This window comes from Halopseudomonas sp. Lyrl_26 (assembly GCF_051948695.1).
Taxonomy (GTDB): Bacteria; Pseudomonadota; Gammaproteobacteria; order Pseudomonadales; family Pseudomonadaceae; genus Halopseudomonas; species Halopseudomonas formosensis.
In genome coordinates, this window is record NZ_JAYJLH010000002.1 from 56,566 (window position 1) to 78,592 (window position 22,027).

The window sequence follows — 22,027 nt, forward strand, 5'->3', positions numbered from 1 at the left end:
AGATGGATACCAGCAAACTCAAGAAATTTGCCCAATTCGCGCGTCGCATCTTGCTTGATCAGGTGAGTGGTAAGTTGGACGTGGTACTGGCACCGCAAAGTGCTGCACGCCGCGAGCGAGCCCAGGTAGTGGCTGAGCTGGAAAAACTGATAAGTAGCTCCGGTCGCGAGCATGTGGAAGAGCGTGTTGCCTACACCTGGTTTAACCGCTTCTGTGCCTTGCGCTTCATGGACGTAAACCGCTACACCCGCATCGGTGTGGTGTCTCCAGCTGAGGGGCAGTTCCAGCCTGAGATCCTGGCTGAAGCCAAGATGGGGCATATTGACGAGGAGATGGTGCCGAGTCAGAATCGTCAGAAGGTCCTGGATCTGCTAGCGGGCCGCGCACCAAGCAACGACTCGCAAGGCGAAGCCTACCGCCTGTTGGTAGTTGCTGCGTGCAACGCTTGGCACCAGTCGATGCCCTTCCTGTTCGAGCGCATCGATGACTACACCGAGCTGCTGATGCCCGACGATTTGCTTTCGGGCAACTCTATCCTGGCCTACACGCGGGAAGCCATGACGCCTGACGCCTGCAAAGATGTTGAGGTGATCGGCTGGCTGTACCAGTTCTACATCTCCGAGAAGAAGGACGCGGTGTTCGAGGGGTTGAAGAAGAATCAGAAGATCACTCCAGAGAACATCCCGGCTGCCACTCAGCTGTTCACCCCGCACTGGATTGTGCGCTATCTGGTGGACAACTCGCTGGGCCGACTCTGGCTGCTCAACCGGCCCAACTCACGGCTGGCAGAGCAAATGGAGTACTTCATCCCGCCAGAGAAGCCTGAGAGTGATTTCCTCAAAATCACCGGCCCAGAGGACATAAAAGTCTGCGATCCGGCGTGCGGCTCCGGTCACATGCTCACCTACGCCTTCGACCTGCTGTATGCGATGTACGAAGAGGAGGGCTATGACCCGGCTGAGATCCCGGAAAAGATCCTCACCCACAACCTTTTCGGCATCGAGCTGGACGAGCGTGCAGGAGAACTGGCTGCCTTTGCGCTCACCATGAAAGCCCGAGCTCGCCAGCGGCGCTTCTTCAATAAAGGCGTCGAGCCGAACATCACCGTGCTGGAGAAAGTGATCTTCAGCAGTGAAGAGCTGGACGAGTACATCGGTTTTGTTGGCCGTGACTTGTTCACCTACGGCCTGCGCGAAACGTTGCAGCAATTCAGCGAAGTCGACAACTTCGGCTCGCTAATTGTGCCCAAGGTCGCCAACGTGGCCGATGTGCTGACCACGCTGGAGAGCAAGGACATGAGCAGCAACCTGTTCCTGGCCGAGACGCACAAAAAAGTGCTGAGTGTTCTACGTATGGCTGAGGCTCTTAGCCCACGCTATGCCGTGGTGGTGGCCAACCCGCCCTATATGGGCGGCAAGGGCATGAATCCAAGGCTTGGTGCATGGCTGAAAGAAAACTACGAGCCCGTAAAGACAGACCTGTTTTCAGCATTTGTTGTACGCAATCTGGAGCTCTCTCTCCCCAAAGGCCAGCTTGGCTTCATGACCCCGTTTGTCTGGATGTTTATTTCCAGCTACGAAAAACTGCGCACCATTCTGATCGACCGGAAAACGATCACTTCACTCATCCAGCTTGAATACTCCGGCTTTGACGGCGCGACCGTGCCCATCTGCACTTTCACCGTTGAGAATGCTCACAAACCTGACTTCCGCGGCGGATATGTGCGTCTCTCGGACTTCCGAGGTGCCGACCAGCAAGGGCCTCGGGCGTTGGAGATCATTCAGGCGGCACGCAAGGTGGGCAAGTGAGCTTGATCACCAGCCTGCAACACAAGAACTTTACGGCCTTCATCGATCTGACCATCGATTTCTCGCAGTGCATCAACATCGTCATTAGCGAGAACGGCGCCAGAAAGATCCAGCTGCTCAAGGCCATTCTTGTTCAGGGCGGGCCAAAGGCCGCGCGTGAGGTTGATTAGTGATCAATATTGTCGCCGAAGAGAACCAACTGCTACTGATGTATCAGCCTGATCGCTTCAACGATGCGCGTTGGCTCGATGAGAAGCTTCGGCAAGACGGCGAAGTGACTTTGCGTCGCACGTTCACCTTCACTGGCGCAGATCTGCTGACCCCGTCTGCATCCTCTGAAGAGGGGGACGACAGCGAACGCATCTTTTTGCTCGGCCTATTGGAGGACGGCTACTACAAGATCAATAGTGACGTGCTTGGCCTTAAGCACGACCTTCTGCTCGACAGTGGGATGACGCTGGTACCGAGCACATTCATTGCGCAGCGCGATATTTCGGTGTTCCGAAGAATCGATGAATTGATTGATGAACCTATCGTCGTTGGCGGTGACAACGAAAGCGCCATCCCGTTGGCGGACTTTGAGCAGCTTCTAAAAACCTTTCCGACCAGCACCGAGCTCACCCATTACGCCCGAGCCCGTATTGTGCGGGTTCTCAAAGACTATTTTGGAACGATCTCGGATGCCGAAGGCCAGCTGAATCAGTACCTGAAGCGCAAGAAGAAGCTCCCTGCCGCGTCCCGTGAAAGCATTGTTTCCAACTTTGAGCTGCAGAAGTTTGAGTATGTTCATGCAGAATTGGAGTCCATGCTGAAGCAGGTGGATGCGTACTCTGAGAAGGACTGGCAGGCCAAGATATTGGGCTTGCTGTTGTTTGTTTTCCCCAAGTATGTTGCGGTACTTGAGAATGTCCATATCAAGGACTTCTACACCAATGCTTCCAAAACCACCGACCGTTACATCGACCTGATGCTGGTCGATGCGAATGGCAACATCGACATCATCGAAGTCAAAAAGCCCTTTCCGAATGCAATGGTGTCCCGCAGCACATACCGCGACAGCCACACGCCGAAGAAAGAATTGGCCGGATCTGTCATGCAGGCGGAAAAATACCTATTCCACCTGAGTAAATGGGGCCACGCGGGTGAGCAGGAAATCTACAACAAGCGGAAAAGTGAGTTGCCAGCTTGGGTTGAGCTCAAGATCACCAATCCCAAGGCAATGATCCTGCTCGGGCGTGATAACGATTTTGTGGGGCAGCAGCGTTTTGACTTTGAAATCATCCGGCGTAAATACGCCAACATGCTCGACATCATGACTTATGACGACCTATTGCGCCGGGTGGGGAACATCATTGAAATGATGAGGCGTCAGAATTCAGCACGGAGTGTGACATCAAACCGGAGAGGCGCATGACTTCCCTCCAAGCCCTAGGTCTGGCTTACCGCAAAGCCAAGGTGGATCTGTACTACTCGTCTCATGCATCGCTGGACGCGATTGCGCACTACGAGGATGCACTCCATGCCAACCTGACCGCTTTGCTCGCGAAGCTGCTTAGCGATGATGAGTCCTGGGTCACGCAACCCGAGTTTATCGGCGGCTGGACTCTGGCCACCAAGTCGGTGGACATGTCTTGCTGGGATGAATATCGCAAGCAGAATGGCAATGGCCTGATCTTTTCATCTCCGGCCGAGGAGTGGGCTCACGCCTGTGGCCTGCTGGCTGAAGGCGAGCATCCCCAAAAGCCCAACGCTGAATTTCGAGTGATGGCCCAGTGCAGCCTGGATTTTCATGTGCTGTCCACCCTCTGGATGCTGGAGGTTGGCCATCTGTTCGATGACAAGTTGACCGACTGTGCCTATGGCAACAGATTGCGGCGCACGCAAGACAAGAAAGGCATCAACGCGCTCTCGCTGGGCTCTTTTCAGCCGTACCTGAAGCCTTTCCGCGACTGGCGTGACCAGGGTATCGAGGCCATGCGTACTGCGTTGGACGCAGACAAGAAGATCGTAGCGCTCACTGCGGATGTCAGCTCTTTTTATCACGAGTTGAATCCTGGTTTCATGCTCAATCCAGCCTTCGTTACGGATGTGCTGGGGCTGGAACTGTCGCCCGCTCAATCTAAGCTGCATCGCCTCTTCATTCAGGCGCTGCAGGCATGGGCGGCAGCCACGCCGCTGAAGAAGGGCCTGCCCGTAGGTCTGCCAGCTTCAGCCGTGGTGGCGAACCTTGCGCTTATTGAGCTGGATCGCGTCGTCGAGCAGCAGATTGCGCCGCTGTACTACGGCCGCTATGTAGACGACATCCTCCTGGTCATGGAGAACCGTGCCAGCTTCCGTTCCACGGCTGAGCTGTGGGAGTGGTTGTTCGCCCGCTCCAGCGGCATGCTGGCGTGGGTGCTAGGTGAGGAGTACAAGCAGATCGGTTTTCAGCCCGTCTATTTGAGCGACAGCCAGATCCGCTTTGCCAACGCCAAGAACAAGGTGTTCATGTTGGCAGGCGAGCCGGGCAAAACCCTGGTGGATGCTATTGCTCACCAGATCCACGAGCGGGCCAGCGAATGGCGCGCTATGCCTCGTTTGCCGCGCGCTGCCAGCCATGTGGGCACCGATCTTTTGGCTGCCACGCAAAGCGACGGTGAGGCCGCCGACAACCTGCGCAAGGCGGATGCCCTGACCATGCGCCGCGCGGGTTTTGCCATCAAGCTGCGCGACTTTGAAGCCTATGAACGTGACCTGCAGCCAGACGCGTGGCGCGAGCATCGGCAGACTTTCTTCCGTGCCTTTGTTCAGCACGTGCTGGTGCTGCCACAGTTTTTTGATCTGTCGCTCTACCTGCCTCGGGTTATTCGCCTCGCTACGGCATGCGAAGACTTTGCCGCCTTGCGCCAGATTTTGTGTGGGCTGGAGCAACTCTGTACGCAAGTGGCACAAGGTTGCGAACTCAGCATCAAGGCTTGCCCTACAGAAGACAAACCAAGCCACAGCGAAATGCTGGGTCGTTGGCAAAAGCAGCTTTTCACCACAGTGCGCGAGAGCATCAGCGCAGCTTTTCCGCCCCGGCTGTCGAAAGACGGCAAGGCGGCTTGGCTAGCGCACATGGCGGACTACCTGCCGGCTCTGGGTGTTGATGCACTGCTGAGCTGGTATTTGTCACCCAAAGGCTTTCAAGCCCAACAGGCCCGCCTGTTCTCATTCGATCTGGCGCATATGCCGTTCCGCTTTCTTGGTCTGCCCGAGGAAATGGTGGCCCAGCGCGGAATCCCGGCAAGGAAGACCGCTACATCCTGCAACCAATCGACCGATTTGCTGCCAGACACTGTGCTGGAAGGCAGTCAAGTGCTTGCCAAGTGGATCCGCTTCAAAGGTTTGCCGCACGGGCTGCTGTTTGCTACCCGGCCTTACAACTTGCCGGAGCTGTTTATCCTGAACAAGGCGGCCTACGATGCTGCTGCGCATGGGGCCATGCAAGCTGTCGTCCTTGCTGTACGCGGCTTCGAGCTTGGTGATGCAGCGCCCGCTTTCGACAAGCACGGCGTGCTACAGATCCCGGATGTCCAGCGGCAGAGCAAGTACGCCATCGCCGTCTCCAGTTGGAAAACGCAGATGGTGAGCTGGACGGCTTCGGTCATGCGCATGCCTGATCCTGATGCCGAGCGTTACGCGCGCTTGTGTCGCTTGCTGGATGGTGTAATTGCACAGCCAAGGGAAAGCCGCTACTTGGTTCTGCCCGAGCTGGCCTTGCCCGCGCACTGGTTCATCCGTATTGCCCGAAAGCTTCAGGGGCGCGGCATTTCGTTGATCACTGGCATTGAATACCTGCACGCCAGTAAAGGGCGCGTGCGCAACCAGGTTTGGGCTGCGCTGTCGCACGATGGATTGGGCTTCCCTTCGTTGATGATCTATCGGCAGGACAAACAGCGCCCAGCCCTGCATGAGGAACGGGAGCTGCAGCGTCTGGCTGGCTTGGAGTTGAAACCTGACAAGCCGTGGCGAACACCGCCCATTCTGCAGCATGGTGACTTGCGTTTTGCCCTGCTGATCTGCAGTGAGCTGACCAACATCAGCCATCGCGCCGCCCTTCGCGGCAAGGTGGACGCGCTGTTTGTACCCGAGTGGAACCAGGACACCGAAACCTTCAACGCCCTGGTGGAGTCTGCCGCGTTGGATATGCACGCCTACATCATCCAGTGCAATGACCGCCAATACGGCGACAGCCGCATCCGCGCACCAGCCAAAGACAGTTGGGAGCGTGATGTGCTGCGGGTCAAGGGCGGTGTGACCGATTATTGCGTAATCGGTGAGATCGACGTGCAAGCGCTGCGCCAGTTCCAGAGCAGCTATCGCTCCCCGGCTAAACCGTTCAAACCGGTGCCGGATGGATTTGAAATTGATTTTGGCCGCAAGGTATTGCCGGCGGGAGATAAAGAATGAGTGATCACCAAAACAGCGGCCGCGAGCAGGGCATGGAGAAGTACTTTTTTCGGGCTTCGACTGAAGATTTTAAGAAGATTCCAATGTATCCAATCGCCTATTGGGCTAGCGATGCAGTGTTCTCAAATTTTGGCTTGGAAAAACTAAGAGATGTTGCTGATGCCAAACAAGGCATGGCTACCTCTGATAATGGTCGGTTCTTACGCTTCTGGCATGAGGTTAGCCTTGGGCAGCTTTGCGTGGATTGCAAAAGCGCCACCGAGTCGGAGCTCAGGCCAGAGAAATGGTACGCCTATAACAAAGGAGGCGAGTTTCGTCGTTGGTTTGGCAACAATGAGTATGTGGTCAACTGGAAAAATAACGGGGAAGAGCTTAAGGAGTTTGTTGAAGAGATCAACAAACTCAGGCCGGGCGGTCGTCTAAAAAATCAAGAATACTATTTTCTTGAAAATATAACTTACTCATCTTTAAGTTCTGGCCTATTTTCGGCGAGATACAATCCTCCGGGCTTCCTTTTTGATACTAAAGGATCGTGCATATTTCCAATCTCAGCTGACAAGAATGGGCTCTTGTCTATGTTGAATAGTAACGTTGCTCAGGAGTTTCTGAATATCCTTTGTCCTACGCTCGACTACAGCTCAATCGGAATAAACGCAATTCCCATAAACTTGCCGGATGTCAGATATTTGGCAGAGCCTCTAGTTGGACTGGCAAAAGGCGATTGGGACTCTACAGAGATGTCCTGGGACTTCACCAGCTTCCCGCTAGTGCGCCCCGACCATCGACAGCCCACTCTCAAGACCAGCTACCACAAGCTCCGCTCCCACTGGCGCGAGATGACGCAGGAAATGCAGCGCCTGGAAGAAGAAAACAACCGCATCTTTATCGACGCTTACGGCCTGCAGGGTGAGCTCACTCCTGAAGTTCCTCTCAACGAGATTACGCTCACTTGCAATCCGCACTACCGCTACGGCGGTGAGAAGAGCGAGGAGGAGCTGGAGGCGATGCTGTTGGCCGACACCATGCGCGAGCTGGTGTCTTATGCAGTGGGCTGCATGTTCGGCCGCTATAGTCTCGACAAGCCGGGGCTGATCCTGGCCAACCAAGGCGAAACTCTGGCGGACTATCTGGCACAGGTGCCACAGCCCAGCTTCCCTGCCGATGACGATAACGTGATTCCGCTGTTGGATGGCGACTGGTTCCCGGACGACATCACCCTGCGCTTCCGCCAGTTCCTGCGTGTGGCCTTTGGCGATGCGCATTACGAAGACAACCTGGCCTTCATCGAGCAGGCGCTCAACGTCAAGGGCAAGCGCAACTACAGCCTACGCGACTACTTCCTGGGCGAGTTCTATGCCGACCATGTGAAGCGCTACAAGAAGCGTCCCATCTACTGGCTGTTCAGCAGCCCCAAGGGCACCTTCAGCGCATTGGTCTACCTACACCGTTACCGTCCGGACACCGTCAGCGTAGTGCTCAGCTACCTGCGCGATTTCCGCAAGAAGCTCGCCTCGCGTCTGGACTATCTGCAGCAGGTAGCTATCAACCCATCTGCCAGTCAAAGCGAAAAGACGAAGGCCAGCAAGGAAGCCGATACCATCAAAAAACAGCTTATTGAGCTGGATGATTACGAGCGCGATACGCTTTACCCGCTGGCGACCGAGCAGGTCGAGTTGGATCTGGACGATGGCGTTAAGGTTAATTACCTCAAGTTAGGTAAGGCACTGAAGAAAATCCCCGGCTTAGAAGCCAAGGAAGACTGATCTATGCCAGGTAGCTTCGAAAAGGCGATCACGATTCGCCAGGCAATACGTAACATCGATGACCGGACGTTTTTGTTGCCGGCAATCCAGCGCAATTTTGTCTGGTCGACGCAGCAGATCTGTACGCTCTTTGATTCCTTGATGCGGGAGTATCCCATCAATACGTTCATGATGTGGGATGTGACGAGCCCCGAGATCAAGAATAAATACCGCTTTTACAGCTTTCTGACCGACTACTGCCAGCGCTTCAAGGAGTCTAACGACTATGTCCCGACCCAGGGGGACTTCAAAGACTTCAAGGCGGTTATAGATGGGCAGCAGCGCCTGACCTCAATCTATATCGGCCTAAAAGGAACCTACGCTTATAAGCAGCCCCGAGTCTGGTGGCCCAACGCGCGCAACGATCAGGTCCTCCCACCGCGCCGGCTATACCTCAACCTGAGCAAGGGCGTTGAAGCGGACGACAACGAGTCGATGGCTCAGTACGACTTCCGGTTTCTGACCGAGAAACAGGTAGCAACTTATAAGAGCGATAGCACCTCGTTTTGGTTTGAGGTGGGCAAGGTTTTGGAACTGCCCGATGTGCGATCTGATGAGATCGTGATGGAGGTTGTGCTGCCTTACCTGACGGAGCACGGGCTGGCCAGCAACAGGTTTGCACTTAAGACGTTGAATCGTCTGTACCACCTCGTTCGCCGGGAGGAGATTATCCGCTACTACAACGAGGAAAGTCAGGATATCGACCATGTCCTTGACGTGTTTATTCGTACCAACAGCGGTGGTACGCCACTGGCTTTCTCCGACCTATTAATGTCCATCGCCATTGCCAATTGGCAGGGGGATGCACGCAAGGACATTGATGAGCTGATTGCGGAGGTAAGGCAGAGTTCAGAGATGCAGTTTTCGATTGGTCGAGACTGGGTTCTGAAGACCTGCCTGATGCTGATCGGTGCCGATGTGCGGTTTAAGGTCAAGAACTTCGACGCTGATCAGGTCAGTGTTATCCAGACGCAATGGTCGCAGATCCGATCCTGCATTGTCGCAACCTTCAAGCTGTTGCGTCTGTTCGGGCTAAATGATCATTCGCTGAGAGCAAAGAATGCTGTCATCCCGTTGGCTTTTTACCTGTACAGACAGTCATTCCAGGACAAGCCCCTTTATCTGAGCATCAACAACATCAACCATTTGCGCGATGAGCGCCTGGCGCTATCGCGCTGGTTGCACATGGTGCTGCTGCGTGGGGTGTTTGGCGGTCAAGCCGATGGCGTGCTCACGAAAATGCAGCGCCTGCTGGACAGGCACCTTGGCAAGAAGGCCTTCCCTCTGGACGAGATAATTGAAGCCTTCACTGCGACCAATAAGGATCTGCGCTTTGACGAGGCGTACCTCAGAGGGTTGCTCGATATCCAGTATGGAGACTCGCGGTGTCGTTCGGTCTTGAGTTTGTTGTTCCCCGAAATCAACGAAAACCTGCAGTTGGACATCGATCACTTGCATCCGCAAAGCGCCTTCACCAAGGCAGAGCTCTCCAAGCAAGGCTTTCTTAAAAATGACTCCGAGCTGATGGCGTTCTACCAGAACCCAGTCAATTGGAACTCGATTGCCAACCTGCACCTGCTGAATGCCTCGCAGAACCGCTCGAAGAAGGATATGCCGCTGATCGAATGGCTGGCCGACAAGGGCTGTGGTATCAAACCGGCTGATCTGCTGCTGGATGAGAGAGACAGCCTGCGTTTTGAGGACTTTAAGGCTTTTTGCAATGCACGGCGTGAGGCCCTTCTACAGCGCCTGCGTAGCAATGTGGTGGTCAGTGGACCACAGCCAGTGTCTGAAGAAATATTGGATGAAGAGGAAGAAACCGAGGCTGTGGTATGAGCAACTCGAAGATTAACCAGGCTCTGACCAACCTGTTCGAGAAGCAGCGTATTGTCTTCTGGTACGACAACCGTCTGGAGTTCCGTGCAGATTTCGAATCCCTAGAGCTGCCGGGTGTCGAGAAAATCGAGCTGGCCAACAACGAGTTCGGTGTTAAGTACCGCATTCTGCGCGAGCAGCCCGAGCAGAAGTTTCTGCTGTATCGCGAGGGTGCAGAGCCAGCCTATCTGGATAACTGGTTGCTTGATGTACAACTGGCCAGCGGCAATACCTTCCGCACGGACCAGCTTGCCCTTTGGTTGGCCGAGCTAGAGTTAGGGCCAGACTGCTATCCGGTATTGGAAGAGCATGCTGCCTTCTTTGCTGCGGCCAAGCGGCGTGAGCAGTTGCATAAGCTGCTGCAGCCGGGCGACTCGCACAGTATGCTGCGCTTCAAGATGCTTGCAGTTTGTGCTGGTGCAAAGGGTGAGCCGCGACTGGATGTGATTGTTGAGGAGTTGCTGGCTGAGCTCGCCAATGCGGAAGTCACACGCATCAAGCTTATTGAAACAAGTGGCCTGGATAGCTTCCTCTGGGAGCAGATGAAGCGCGCTTACGGCTATGTGTCGGACCAGCCGGGACTGCACGATTTCGTGATCGAGCTGTTCAAGGCCTGCTTCATGATGGGCACGGATCCTGAGTACAAGGCACGTTTGTCCGGGGAGTCCTTAGTCTTTCTCCGGCGCTGGAAGGACAGTCGTTCGCATGAGAGCAGCTTCGAACTGCTCTCTGCGCAGTGTGCAGAGGTACTACAGATTGGTGACAAGCTGCATAAGCTTGATTATCGAGCCCTCCTTGATCTTGATTACTTTGAGCTGATCGACCGCAAGATCCTCAGTGAGCTGGTTCGCGCGACTGTTGCCCGAACGGCGACTGCTGCCGATGTCGAGCAATCTGTGCGTCAACGGCGCCAGAGCCATTGGTTCAGCCATTTCGAGGATGTGTATCTGGCGCTGGATCATGCTGCGCAGTTCCTGCAGACGCTGGATGCTGCCAAGCTGGAAATGACCTCCTTGGCCGATGGCGTTGAGAAGTACGCGAAGAGCTGGTATCGGCTGGATCAGCTGTATCGCAAGTTCGTCTATCATGCGCGCAAGTCTGGCCAGGCCTCCTTGCTGGAGGAGCTCAGCGCCCAGATCGAAAACCAGTACACCAACAACTATCTGGCGCGCCTTAATGATCGTTGGCAGCAGTTTGTGGACTCTGCAACAAGCTGGACGGCAGCTCCGATCATGCTGCAGCGGAATTTCTTCAGCCGCTGCGTCAAGCCTTTCCTGGAGCGCAAGACCAAGGTCTGCGTACTGATCTCGGATGCTTTCCGTTATGAGGTAGGTGAAGAGCTGCAGAGCCTGATTCGCCGTGAAGACCGCTTTGAGGCCGAGCTGGAACCGGCGCTTTCCATGTTGCCGAGCTACACACAGCTGGGTATGGCCGCACTGCTACCTAACCAGGCACTGCAGCTGGCTGAAAACGATAGCGGCGATGCAATAGTGGATGGTCAGAGCGCCCAGGGCTCGACTAATCGCGGCAAGATCCTTGCTGCTGCGGTGCCGAGTTCTGCTGTTGTTTTGGCCAAGGACCTGCTGGCTATGAACCAGGTGGATTCGCGAGCGCTGCTGCGTGATAACGATGTGGTTTACGTCTACCACAACCTGATCGATAAGACTGGCGACACGCGAGATACCGAGGAACGGGTATTTGCTGCGGCAGAAGAGACATTGGCCGAGCTGGTCCGGCTAATAAAGAAACTGACCAATGCCAATGCCAGCAACCTGTTAGTCACCGCAGATCATGGCTTCATCTACCAGCACCGACCGCTGGAGGAGAGCGATTTTCTCAGCAACGTGCCGGAAGGCGACGAGGTACTCTATCGGGACCGGCGTTTCGTCCTGGGGCGCGGTCTGCGCAGCCAGGCAGGTTTCCGAACCTTCACCCCTGAACAGCTGGGACTTGAAGGATCGCTGGATGTGCAGATCCCTAAGTCGATCAATCGCTTGCGTCTCAAAGGTTCTGGCAGCCGGTTCGTACATGGCGGAGCCACGTTGCAAGAAGTGGTGATCCCGGTTGTGCGTATCAACAAAAAGCGGCAAAGCGATGTAGGCAGTGTCGACGTCGAGTTCATCGGTGGCGGGAGCAGAAGCATCACCACCGGCCAGTTGGCCGTTGTGCTGTATCAGTCCGAGGCGGTCACCGAGAAGAAACAAGCTCGCCGCTTGCGTGCAGGCCTGTATACCCTGGACGGGGAGCTGATCTCCGACTCGCATGAATTGACGTTCGATTTCGCGTCCGATAACCCGCGTGAGCGCGAGCTGGCGGTGCGCTTCATCCTCAGCAGAAAAGCCGATGAAGCAAACAACCAGCAGGTTGAGTTGCGACTCGAAGAGCAGGTTGAAGGCACCTCGCATTTCACCCAGTACAAGGCCGCTCGGTATACGATTCGTCGTTCGTTCACCAGTGAATTCGATTTTTAAGCAGGAGCCCTCATGAGCCAGCTCAATGACAAGATCAACCAGTATTTCGCGGGCTTAGTCGTTCGCAAGGACCTGGTCAAAGCGGTGAAGGGCAACGCCATCGTGCCGTCCTACGTGCTGGAGTACCTGCTGGGCCAGTACTGCGCAACGAATGACGAGTCGACGATTCAAACCGGCATCGAGACGGTCAAGGAAATTCTGCGCAAGCACTATGTGCACCGCAATGAAGCGGGACTGGTACGTTCGACCATCAAGGAGAAAGGGCGCCACAAGGTCATTGACCGGATAAGTGTTTCTCTCAACGACAAGGACGATGTGTACGAGGCTGAATTCGCCAACCTCGGGATAAAAAAGGTGCTGATCGACTCCAGCACGGTCAAGGCACATCAGAAGCTGTTGGTCGGCGGGGTATGGTGCATCGCTGACCTGGAGTACGACTACACCGAAGACAAATCTGCCTCTCCCTGGGTGCTGGCGTCGCTCAAGCCTATCCAGATCTCCCGTTTTGATTTCGACGGCTATCTGGAGTGCCGCAAGCAGTTCACTACGGACGAGTGGATTGATCTGCTTATTCAGAGCATCGGCTTCAATCCACAGATGTTCGGCAAGCGCAATAAACTCTTGCAGCTGATCCGTCTGATACCTTTCTGCGAGCGGAACTACAACCTGATCGAGCTGGGGCCGAAAGGCACCGGCAAGTCGCACGTCTACTCTGAGTTTTCTCCGCACGGCATCCTGATTTCCGGTGGCGAGGTGACGGTGCCCAAATTGTTCGTCCACAACGGTACGGGCAAGCTCGGCCTGGTGGGTTATTGGGATGTGGTGGCCTTCGATGAATTCGCCGGCAAGCAGAAGCGGGTGGACAAGGCGCTGGTCGACATCATGAAGAACTACATGGCCAACAAGTCGTTCTCGCGGGGTGTGGAAACCCTTGGGGCCGAGGCCAGCATGGTGTTCGTGGGCAACACCGATCACACTGTGCCGTACATGCTCAAGCACAGCGACCTGTTTGATCCATTGCCGGAGAAATTCCATGACTCGGCCTTCCTCGATCGCCTGCACAGCTACATTCCGGGCTGGGAGGTGGACGTGATCCGTGGGGAAATGTTCTCCAGTGGCTATGGCTTTGTCGTCGATTATCTGGCCGAGATCCTCCGTTCACTGCGCAGCCATGACTTCTCGGATCGCTACAAAGGTCTGTTCACGTTGTCGGATGAAATATCCACGCGTGATCGTGACGGTATCAACAAGACTTTCTCCGGCTTGATGAAGATCCTCTTCCCTCATGGTGATGCGACTGAATCGGAGGTCGAGGATGTGCTGCGCTGCGCTATCGAAGGGCGTAAGCGGGTCAAGGACCAGCTGCTGCGCATAGATGCCACCTACCCAGCTGTGCGTTTTGCCTATCAAGGAAAAGACGGCGTAGAGAAGCTTGTCAGCACTCTGGAGGAAGGGGAGTACCCGAACCAGTACCATCGGCGAGTGGCGAGTGAAGTCTCGGAGTCAGATCTGTTGAATACGGCTAATGTCGCTCCTAGCGAGCCGGTTAGCGATGCGGCCAATCCTCAGCCCATTCAACAGCCTGCTGTCTCGGAGAGCAAAGAGCCGGAGCTGAAGCCTCAGCATCTGGTTATTCAGGAGAACCAGCGCGGTGTCACCTTCGATAAGCTGTTTGGACCCTACCTAAAGGGAGCTAAGCGGATCATCGTTATTGATCCGTACCTGCGGATGTTCCATCAACTGCGCAACCTCATGGAGTTGATGGAAACAATTAGCAAACAGCTGGCGTCCGGTGAGGAAGTGGCCGTTCATGTCGTCACCGTGGAGGATGAGTTAAACGGCGATCGACAGACCGAAAGTCTGCAGAAGATTGCAGATGCCTGCGCTGGGGTGGGTATTCAGTTCACCTGGGCGTATGACACCACCGGCACCAAGCATGACCGTGACATTACAACGGACACCGGGTGGAAAATCGTCTTGGGGCGGGGGTTGGATATTTTTCAGCGATTTGAGTTGAACGATGCGTTTAGCTTTCAAAATCGGCTTCAGCAATACCGCCAGTGCAAAGAATTTAGTGTGACGTTTGTGCGGCAGTAGATGGCACAGCGCGCCGAGCTGTAATGACCCAGTGAAGGGGGTGTTCCTTAGATAATTTGGCGCCTCGTCAGCCAACTCAATTTGGAGCTAACTTCCTCTATAAAGGAGATATACATGAGCCACGTTACGAAGCTGGCCTTCGAGGGTCGGTGGGCTGAACTGTTGGAACTGCTTCGTGAATCACCTGAGGGTATTAACGAAGCCAGCACTGGTCACAGCTTCACCCCTCTGCACCAAGCCGCATGGCATGGTGCAACCCCGGCGGTTATCGGTGAGCTGCTGATGTTGGGTGCTAATCGGAGCCTTCTCAATACCAACGGGCAAACCGCACAGCAGGTCGCTCTGAATAGGCACCCGCATCGAATGGACTTGGTCTATCTCTTGAGGCCACGCCCTTTCTCCCTGGCTCGGCTGATTCGTAGGCTGTTGGTGGAGCAGTCGTCAATGTTCGGCAGCTATGATGGTAACCAGGTTATCTGCGACCGCTTGGTTGAAATGTTTAGTCTTGAACTTGCTGACTCCTCGCCTGCAGAGGCGCCGCAGCGTGTGATGATTGCGTTGCGAGCCCTCACAGGGCTTGAGCTGGAGTCCCGGCAACGCCATGAATTCCATATAGGTACAAATTTAAGCTTCACGACTACTGCCGAGTTCTGGCTGGACTGCTTCATGCCTGCTTTGGAGGGGATCCTTCAACGACCAGGTTCGGATGCTTTGATGGCACCTTGGGCAGTCGTCTCCGACCTGTTTGATCCAGTGCCAGAGCAATGGGGGCTTAGGGGGGATCCCTTTCTCTGGCTAGAGCTGCGTCGCACGTTGTCGCATACCACTCTACCGGCCACAGAGGATGATTTGGCAGATATCCTTCATGGCGCCTATACAGCAATGACTGGGTCCAAGTTGACGCCGGTGGATGATCATCAAGTGCCTTATCTGGCGCGGGGAGGAATGAGTGGCGGTCTGGTATCTGGAGAGTTCTGGTACCGCAAGGCGATTCCTATGCTGCAACAGAGGCTGGACTGGCTCCGCCAAAGCTGGCGCTTCTGAAGATCGTGGGGGCTTGGTTGAGCTCCACCTGCGCGAGATTTGAGCTTTCCCGTTTCTAAGAATCCGCCTTCTGGCTTGTCACTTCATGATTTTAGGGCGGTACTCAAAATCGCTGAGGCCGGGGGAAGACATAAAAGTACGTGGCCACAGAATGGACACATTTTGGACACAGAGCATTTTCAGCTGATTTTTATCAGCCGAGGGCAGGTGTCACGAGGAATGTCCTGATAAGAAAGAGAAAGTGAGTACTTTTTTCATTGACCACTGAATTGGGCACAAGAAAAGCGAGCTGATGCGAAGGTAATCTGTTGATTCTAAAGGGAAATGGCGCACCCGACAGGATTTGAACCTGTGACCCCTGCCTTCGGAGGGCAGTACTCTATCCAGCTGAGCTACGGGTGCGTAAGCGCGGCATGATACCTATTGAATGGCCTTTCGTCCATGCTTTCGATACCGCCTGGGTGTATTGAAGGCGCATCCGGGGTGCGACGCCTTGTCGCTGAATGAGCTTGCAGTTTTGCCGTATGCGGGTTTCGCAGTATACTCGCGCAATTGTCCGGGCACTGTACTTGGGCGCATACCGATAGCCATGATGAGGATGGATAAGTGACGATTGCGAAGAATATTCTGGCTGCTTCTGCGGCCGTGCTTGCCCTGTTCGCTGGCAGCGCCCAGGCGACCACCGATGAGGCGATTGCCGAGCGTATCAAGCCCTACGGTACCGTCTGTGTGGCGGGTGACCCCTGCGCTGAGGCCGTGGCTGCTGCTCCGGCTGGTGAGGCTGCGGGTGAGGCGGCTGGTGGCAATCCGGGCGAGGCGCTGTTCTCTGCCAAGGCCTGCGTAGCCTGCCACAGCGTTGACAACAAGGTTGTCGGCCCGGCCATGAAAGAAGTGGCTGCCAAGTATGCCGGTGATGCTGCACACATTGCCAGCAGCATCAAGAATGGCTCCACCGGTAACTGGGGTCCGATCCCGATGCCGCCGAACGCTGTCAACGACGAGGAAGCTGCCCAGCTGGCTGAGTGGATTCTGTCCCTCAACTGAGTTGTGTTGCAGTGATGAAGAAGCCGCCTGATTGGGCGGCTTTTTTGTTTCCCCCTCTCCCCGGCTCTCTCCCGCGAGGGGGGAGGGAGTGTGGTGGCGGCTGGATTGGGGTTAACGGCCGAGGAGGCTGCGGATGTCGGCCAGGGCGCTGTTGCCGCGGGCCTGTTTCTGTTCGACGGGGACGTCTTCGGTACCTTCCCACTCGAGGTCTTCCTGGGGTAGTTCGTCGAGGAAGCGGCTGGGCAGGCAGTCGATGATTTCGCCGAACTGGCGGCGGCGGGCGGCGAAGGTGAAGGTGAGGTTGCGCTTGGCCCGGGTGATGGCGACGTAGGCCAGACGGCGTTCCTCGTCCACGGTGTCGGCCTCGATGCTGGAGCGGTGGGGCAGTATCTCTTCCTCCATGCCCATGACATAGACGTGGGGGTATTCCAGGCCCTTTGAGGCGTGCATGGTCATCAGCTGCACCCGGTCGGCGTCCTCTTCCTCTTCCTGGCGCTCGAGCATGTCGCGCAGCACCAGTTTGGCGATGGCGTCCTCGAAGGTGGTCTCGCCGGTTTCGTCCCTGTCCATAGTGGCCTTGAGCGAGTCGAGCAGGAACCAGACGTTGCCCATGCGCTTGGCGGCGATCTCGTCGCTGGAGCAGTTCTGGCGGATCCAGTTCTCGTAGTCCAGGTCGCTGACCATGTCGCGCAGGGCGGCGATGGCGTCGCCCTGCATGCATTGCTGGCGCACGCCCTCGAGCCAGCGGGCGAAGCGTTGCAGGCGCTCAAGGTAGCGCGGCTCCATGTGTTCGGCCAGTCCCATCTCGCCGCAGGCGGTGATCAGGCTGACGCCGCGCTGGTTGGCATAGGTGCCGAGTTTTTCCAGGGTGGCCGGGCCTATCTCCCGACGCGGCACGTTGATCACCCGCAGCAGGGCGTTGTCGTCATCCGGATTGACCAGCAGGCGGAAGTAGGACATCAGATCCTTGACCTCCTGCCGGCTGAAGAAGCTGGTGCCGCCGGACAGGTGGTAGGGAATCTGGTGGTGCTGCAGCTTGAGCTCGATGAGCCTGGCCTGGTGGTTGCCCCGATAGAGGATGGCGAAGTTCTTCCAGGCGATGCCCTGTTTCAGGTGCAGCATCTGGATATCGGTGGCCACCCGTTCGGCTTCGGCATCCTCGTTGCGGCAGCGGATCACCCGGATCGGATCGCCATAACCCAGTTCACTCCACAGCTGTTTCTCGAACACGTGGGGGTTGTTGGCGATCAGGGTATTGGCCGCCTTGAGGATGCGGCTGGTGGAGCGGTAGTTCTGCTCCAGCATGACGACCTTGAGGTTGGGAAAGTCCTCTTTGAGCTGCACCAGGTTTTCCGGGCGGGCGCCACGCCAGGCGTAGATCGACTGGTCGTCATCACCGACCACGGTGAAGCGCGCCTGGTTGCCCACCAGCATCTTCACCAGCAGGTACTGGCTGGCGTTGGTGTCCTGGTACTCGTCGACCAGCATGTAGCGGATGCGGAATTGCCACTTTTCCAACACATCCGGGTGATCCCGGAACAGCAGCACCGGGATCAGAATCAGGTCATCGAAGTCCACCGCGTTGTACGCCTTGAGCGTGCGGTTGTAGTGCATGTAGACGCTGGCGGCGGTCTGCTGCTGGGGCGTTTTGGCCTGCTGCAGTGCTTCCTCGGGGGTGATCAGGTCGTTCTTCCAGGACGAGATCTGCGCCTGGATGCCCTCGACACCGTCGTCACCGCCGTAGTCCTTGTGCATCAGGTCGGCAATCAGGGCCTCGGCATCGCGCTGGTCGAAGATGGAGAATCCGGGTTTGTAGCCCAGGCGCTTGTGCTCCTTGCGGATGATGTTCAGGCCCAGATTGTGGAAGGTGGAGACGGTCAGGCCCCGGCCTTCGGCGCCGCGCAGCAGCATGCCGACGCGCTCCTTCATCTCCCGGGCGGCCTTGTTGGTGAAGGTCACAGCGACGATGTACTGGGCACGGATGCCGCACTCCTTGACCAGATAGGCGATCTTGCGGGTGATGACACTGGTCTTGCCGCTACCGGCGCCGGCCAGCACGAGCAGGGGGCCGCTGATGTAGCGCACTGCTTCCTGTTGACGGGGGTTGAGTTGCGACACGTTGACCTCGAGCAAGGGTAGGCGCGCAATTCTAGCATAGGGTATTCTCTGCGCTGCGCCTGATGCCTCGACAGGGGATCCGGCAGGCGCTAACCTGCACAAACTCGGACATCTGATCATGTCCGAGCCGAGGAGAGAGATTGTTTATCGACAGACCATTGCAACGGATTGTGCTGCTGGATGCGAACGGTGCGGCTGACGGCCTGGTTGACCGTTTGCGGCTCACCGGCGCTGCTGAGGTATTGATTGCCTCAGACTGGCCGCAGGCACTGTCGATGGCCACCGAACCGGACACGCTGGTGCTCTTTGATGAGGTATTCCAGCCGGTGCCGGATCTGTGCACCGTGCCCGTGGTCAATCTGGCAAGGCAACCGGAAGGCGGTGTGCAGCCGGTGGCGGGGGTGGACAGCATCTATCGCCATGCCAGCGTTGCAGAATTGCTGCGTTGCCTGCGCTACGCCCGTGACCGCCACGAGATGCTCAATGCACTGGCCCGGGCTGCGACGGACGATCCCCTGACCGGTTGCAGCAACCGCCAGATGCTGCAGGACCGACTCAAGCACGGCATGCAGCGCGCGCTGCGCGCCAACCAGCCGCTGGCGGTGCTGGTGCTGGATCTGGACAACTTCAGCCACGTCAACGATTCCCTCGGCCACGCCGCCGGGGATGCCATCATCCGCCAGGTGGCCGACCGTCTGCGGGGTGTGCTGCGCTCCACCGATACGGTGGGTCGCATCGGCAGCGACGAGTTTGCGGTGATCGTCGAGGAATACGGTAACGCCGCCAACCTGATGCACGTGGTGAAGAAGATAGTCACCACCCTCAGCGAACCCTTCGGCACCGGTACCGACAGCACCCTGCTGGGATGCAGCATCGGCATTGCCACCTACCCCGAGGGCGGTGTGTCGGTAGACAGTCTGCTGCTGCACGCCAGCGTTGCGGTGCAGCAGGCCAAGCTGCAGCCCGGTTGCAGTTACCACTTCTACGACGAGCGCATCAATCATCAGGCGGCAACCCAGATCGAGTTCGAGACCCAGCTGCGGGATGCCCTGCGCAGCAACGAACTGGAACTGCATTATCAGCCCCGGGTCGACCTGCGCAGCGGCAAGATCGTCGGGGTCGAAGGCCTGATCCGCTGGCGGCATCCCGTACGCGGGCTGCTGGCGCCGAACGAGTTCATTCCGCTGGCCGAGGAAACCGGCCTGATCATTCCCATGGGTTACTGGGTGATCGCCCGGGCCTGTCATGATCTGCGTACCCTGCAGCGCCGCGGCATGGCGCTCAACGTGGCGGTCAACGTGTCCTTCAGGCAGTTCCTCGACAGCCGCCTGCTGCCCACGGTGCAGCGGCTCATCGAGAAGACCGGCGTGGGGCCGAAGATGCTCGAGTTCGAGCTCACCGAGACGGCGGTCATGCAGCAGCCCGAGCAGGTGCAGCAGGCCATGACCGGTATGACCGATCTGGGGCTGCGTTTCTCCCTGGACGACTTCGGTACCGGGTTTTCCTCCTTCGTCCATCTGCACAGCCTGCCGATCAAGCTGCTCAAGCTCGATCGCAGCTTCGTGCGCGGCATTGTCGATTCCCCGGCGGATCGCAAGCTGGTCGCGGCCATGATCGAGATGGGCCACAGCCTGGGGCTGGAGGTGGTCGCCGAGGGGGTTGAGCAGCGGGCGCAGATGGAGATTCTGCGTGAACTGGGCTGTGATCAGATCCAGGGCTTCTTCATCAGTCCGGCGCTGCCTTTCATCGAGCTGTGCTACTTCATCGATGCATACAGCATGGGGCGCGAGGGCGCCCTGAAAGCGCCCTCGACCAAGCGGGTGACTCAGCTGGCCGGCTGCCGATCCAGCTGACGGTACTGCAGCGCCTCGGCCAGCTGCTCCCGGCCGATGTTCTTTTTCTGTTCCAGATCCGCCAGGGTGCGGGCCACCTTCAGCGCCCGATGGGTGGCGCGCCGGGACAGACCAAGGCGTTCTGCCGCCCGTTCCAACCAGCGCTCATCCTCGGAATCCAGACGGCAGTGCTGACTGACCCCGCTCAACTCCAGATGCGCATTGAGACAGTCCTGGCGCCGCAGCTGGATATCCCGTGCGGCGCTGACCCGGGCGGCGGCTTCCCGGCTGTCGGGCCGGCCGGGCTCGCCTGAGGAGAGACTGAAGGGCTCGTTGTGCATGCCCAGATGCAGGTCGATACGGTCCAGCAGCGGCCCGGACAGCTTGCCCCGGTAGCGCTGGACCTGCTCTGGCGTGCACTGGCAGCGACCGGAAGGGTCACCCTGATAGCCGCAGGGACAGGGGTTCATGGCGGCAATCAGCTGGAAGCGGGCGGGGAAGGTCAGTTGTTCCCGGGCCCTGGCCACATGGATCATCCCCGACTCCAGCGGTTCGCGCAGCATCTCCAGCACCTTGCGATCGAATTCCGGCAGTTCGTCGAGAAAGAGCACCCCATGGTGGGCCTGGCTGATCTCGCCGGGGCGCGGGTAGCTGCCACCGCCGACCAGTGCCGCAGCGGATGCCCCATGATGGGGCGAACGGAAGGGGCGGGCCGGCCAGCGGTCGAGGTCGGTATTGCCACAGACGGACTGTATGGCTGCTACCTCCAGCGCCTGCTGCTCGTCCAGCGGCGGCAGGATGCCGGGCAGGCGGCTGGCCAGCAGGGTCTTGCCGGTGCCGGGCGGGCCGAACAGCAGCAGGTTGTGGCTGCCCGCCGCCGCGACTATCAGGGCCCGTTTGGCCTGGGCCTGGCCCTGTACCTCGGCCAGGTCCGCTACCGGTGCCGGCTCGGAGAAGCCGGCACCGGACTGCACCGGCGGCAGTTCCCGCTCGCCGCGCAGGTGTTCGCACAGCTCGAGCAGGTGATCGGCGGCGATGACGCGCACCCCGGGCACCAGGGCGGCTTCGGCGGCGTTGGCCCTGGGCACCAGCAGGGTGCGCTGCTGGTCTCGACAGGCCAGGGCGGCGGGCAGTACGCCCTGCACCGGGCGCAGCTCCCCGGACAGGGCCAGCTCGCCGAGGGCTTCGCAATGCTGCAGGCTGTCGGCGGGGATCTGGTTGCTGGCCATCAGCAGGCCGAGGGCGATGGCCAGGTCGAAGCGGCCGCCTTCCTTGGGCAGATCGGCTGGGGCGAGGTTGATGGTGATGCGCTTGAGGCTGGGAAAGTCGAGGCGGGCGTTCTGCAACGCGCTGCGGACCCTATCCTTGCTCTCACGTACTGCGGTCTCCGGCATGCCGACCAGAGTGAGACTGGGCATGCCATTGGCCAGGTGGACTTCAACAGTGACTGGTGGTGCCTGAATTCCCAGTTTTGCGCGACTGTGAACAATCGCCAGGGACATTAA

The 22,027-nt window shown here is 57.6% G+C and carries 13 protein-coding genes and 1 tRNA gene; 11 read left to right on the forward strand and 3 right to left on the reverse strand.

Annotated features, from left to right (window positions below; genetic code table 11):
• Positions 1 to 2: 2 nt before the first annotated feature.
• The 9 genes from pglX (VF673_RS03650) (at position 3) to VF673_RS03690 (ending at position 15,528) form a co-directional block, all read left to right on the forward strand.
• Positions 3 to 1,808, forward strand: a complete 1,806-nt coding sequence (gene pglX / locus VF673_RS03650) for a BREX-1 system adenine-specific DNA-methyltransferase PglX (RefSeq protein WP_440290932.1) — start codon at positions 3 to 5, stop codon at positions 1,806 to 1,808.
• Positions 1,805 to 1,978, forward strand: a complete 174-nt coding sequence (locus tag VF673_RS03655) for a hypothetical protein (RefSeq protein ID WP_440290933.1) — start codon at positions 1,805 to 1,807, stop codon at positions 1,976 to 1,978. The genes pglX (VF673_RS03650) and VF673_RS03655 overlap by 4 nt, the downstream gene beginning before the upstream one ends.
• On the forward strand, positions 1,978 to 3,222 hold the full coding sequence (locus VF673_RS03660; protein WP_440290934.1) for a Shedu immune nuclease family protein: 1,245 nt from the start codon (positions 1,978 to 1,980) through the stop codon (positions 3,220 to 3,222). Before VF673_RS03655 ends, VF673_RS03660 begins: the two co-directional genes overlap by 1 nt.
• A complete protein-coding gene (locus VF673_RS03665) occupies positions 3,219 to 6,239 on the forward strand; it encodes a reverse transcriptase domain-containing protein (protein WP_440290935.1) in 3,021 nt (1,006 codons plus the stop codon). The genes VF673_RS03660 and VF673_RS03665 overlap by 4 nt, the downstream gene beginning before the upstream one ends.
• Entirely contained in the window at positions 6,236 to 8,002 is a 1,767-nt protein-coding gene (gene pglX / locus VF673_RS03670; RefSeq protein ID WP_440290936.1) for a BREX-1 system adenine-specific DNA-methyltransferase PglX, read from the forward strand. The genes VF673_RS03665 and pglX (VF673_RS03670) overlap by 4 nt, the downstream gene beginning before the upstream one ends.
• Before the next feature lie 3 nt (positions 8,003 to 8,005).
• The gene (locus tag VF673_RS03675) at positions 8,006 to 9,877 is read left to right on the forward strand and encodes a DUF262 domain-containing protein (protein ID WP_440290937.1); all 1,872 of its coding nucleotides are present in this window, start codon (positions 8,006 to 8,008) and stop codon (positions 9,875 to 9,877) included.
• Positions 9,874 to 12,387 carry a BREX-1 system phosphatase PglZ type A gene (gene pglZ / locus VF673_RS03680; RefSeq protein ID WP_440290938.1) on the forward strand — a complete coding sequence of 838 codons (2,514 nt, stop codon included), beginning with the start codon at positions 9,874 to 9,876 and terminating at the stop codon, positions 12,385 to 12,387. The genes VF673_RS03675 and pglZ overlap by 4 nt, the downstream gene beginning before the upstream one ends.
• A 12-nt stretch (positions 12,388 to 12,399) precedes the next feature.
• Positions 12,400 to 14,484 (forward strand): BREX system Lon protease-like protein BrxL, encoded by a 2,085-nt coding sequence (gene brxL / locus VF673_RS03685; RefSeq protein ID WP_440290939.1) that lies wholly within the window; start codon positions 12,400 to 12,402, stop codon positions 14,482 to 14,484.
• A 114-nt stretch (positions 14,485 to 14,598) separates the two neighbouring features.
• Positions 14,599 to 15,528 (forward strand): hypothetical protein, encoded by a 930-nt coding sequence (locus VF673_RS03690; protein ID WP_440290940.1) that lies wholly within the window; start codon positions 14,599 to 14,601, stop codon positions 15,526 to 15,528.
• Between the two features lie 325 nt (positions 15,529 to 15,853).
• Here VF673_RS03690 and VF673_RS03695 read toward each other — a convergent pair.
• A tRNA-Arg gene (locus VF673_RS03695) sits at positions 15,854 to 15,930 on the reverse strand.
• Positions 15,931 to 16,284: 354 nt separating this feature from the next.
• Here VF673_RS03695 and VF673_RS03700 point away from each other — a divergent pair.
• A complete protein-coding gene (locus tag VF673_RS03700; protein ID WP_440291139.1) occupies positions 16,285 to 16,572 on the forward strand; it encodes a c-type cytochrome in 288 nt (95 codons plus the stop codon).
• 111 nt (positions 16,573 to 16,683) lie between these two features.
• Here the strand turns inward: VF673_RS03700 and rep are convergent, their stop codons facing one another.
• Positions 16,684 to 18,690: a DNA helicase Rep gene (rep, locus tag VF673_RS03705; protein WP_440290941.1), complete on the reverse strand. Its 2,007-nt coding sequence runs from the start codon at positions 18,688 to 18,690 to the stop codon at positions 16,684 to 16,686.
• Positions 18,691 to 18,965: 275 nt separating this feature from the next.
• Between rep and VF673_RS03710 the strand changes: the two genes are divergently transcribed.
• Positions 18,966 to 20,543, forward strand: coding sequence for a putative bifunctional diguanylate cyclase/phosphodiesterase (locus VF673_RS03710; protein ID WP_440291140.1), 1,578 nt, complete (start codon positions 18,966 to 18,968; stop codon positions 20,541 to 20,543).
• On the opposite strand, the gene VF673_RS03715 is transcribed toward VF673_RS03710, so the two are convergent.
• A complete protein-coding gene (locus tag VF673_RS03715; protein WP_440290942.1) occupies positions 20,516 to 22,024 on the reverse strand; it encodes a YifB family Mg chelatase-like AAA ATPase in 1,509 nt (502 codons plus the stop codon). The genes VF673_RS03710 and VF673_RS03715 overlap by 28 nt on opposite strands.
• Positions 22,025 to 22,027: the final 3 nt, after the last annotated feature.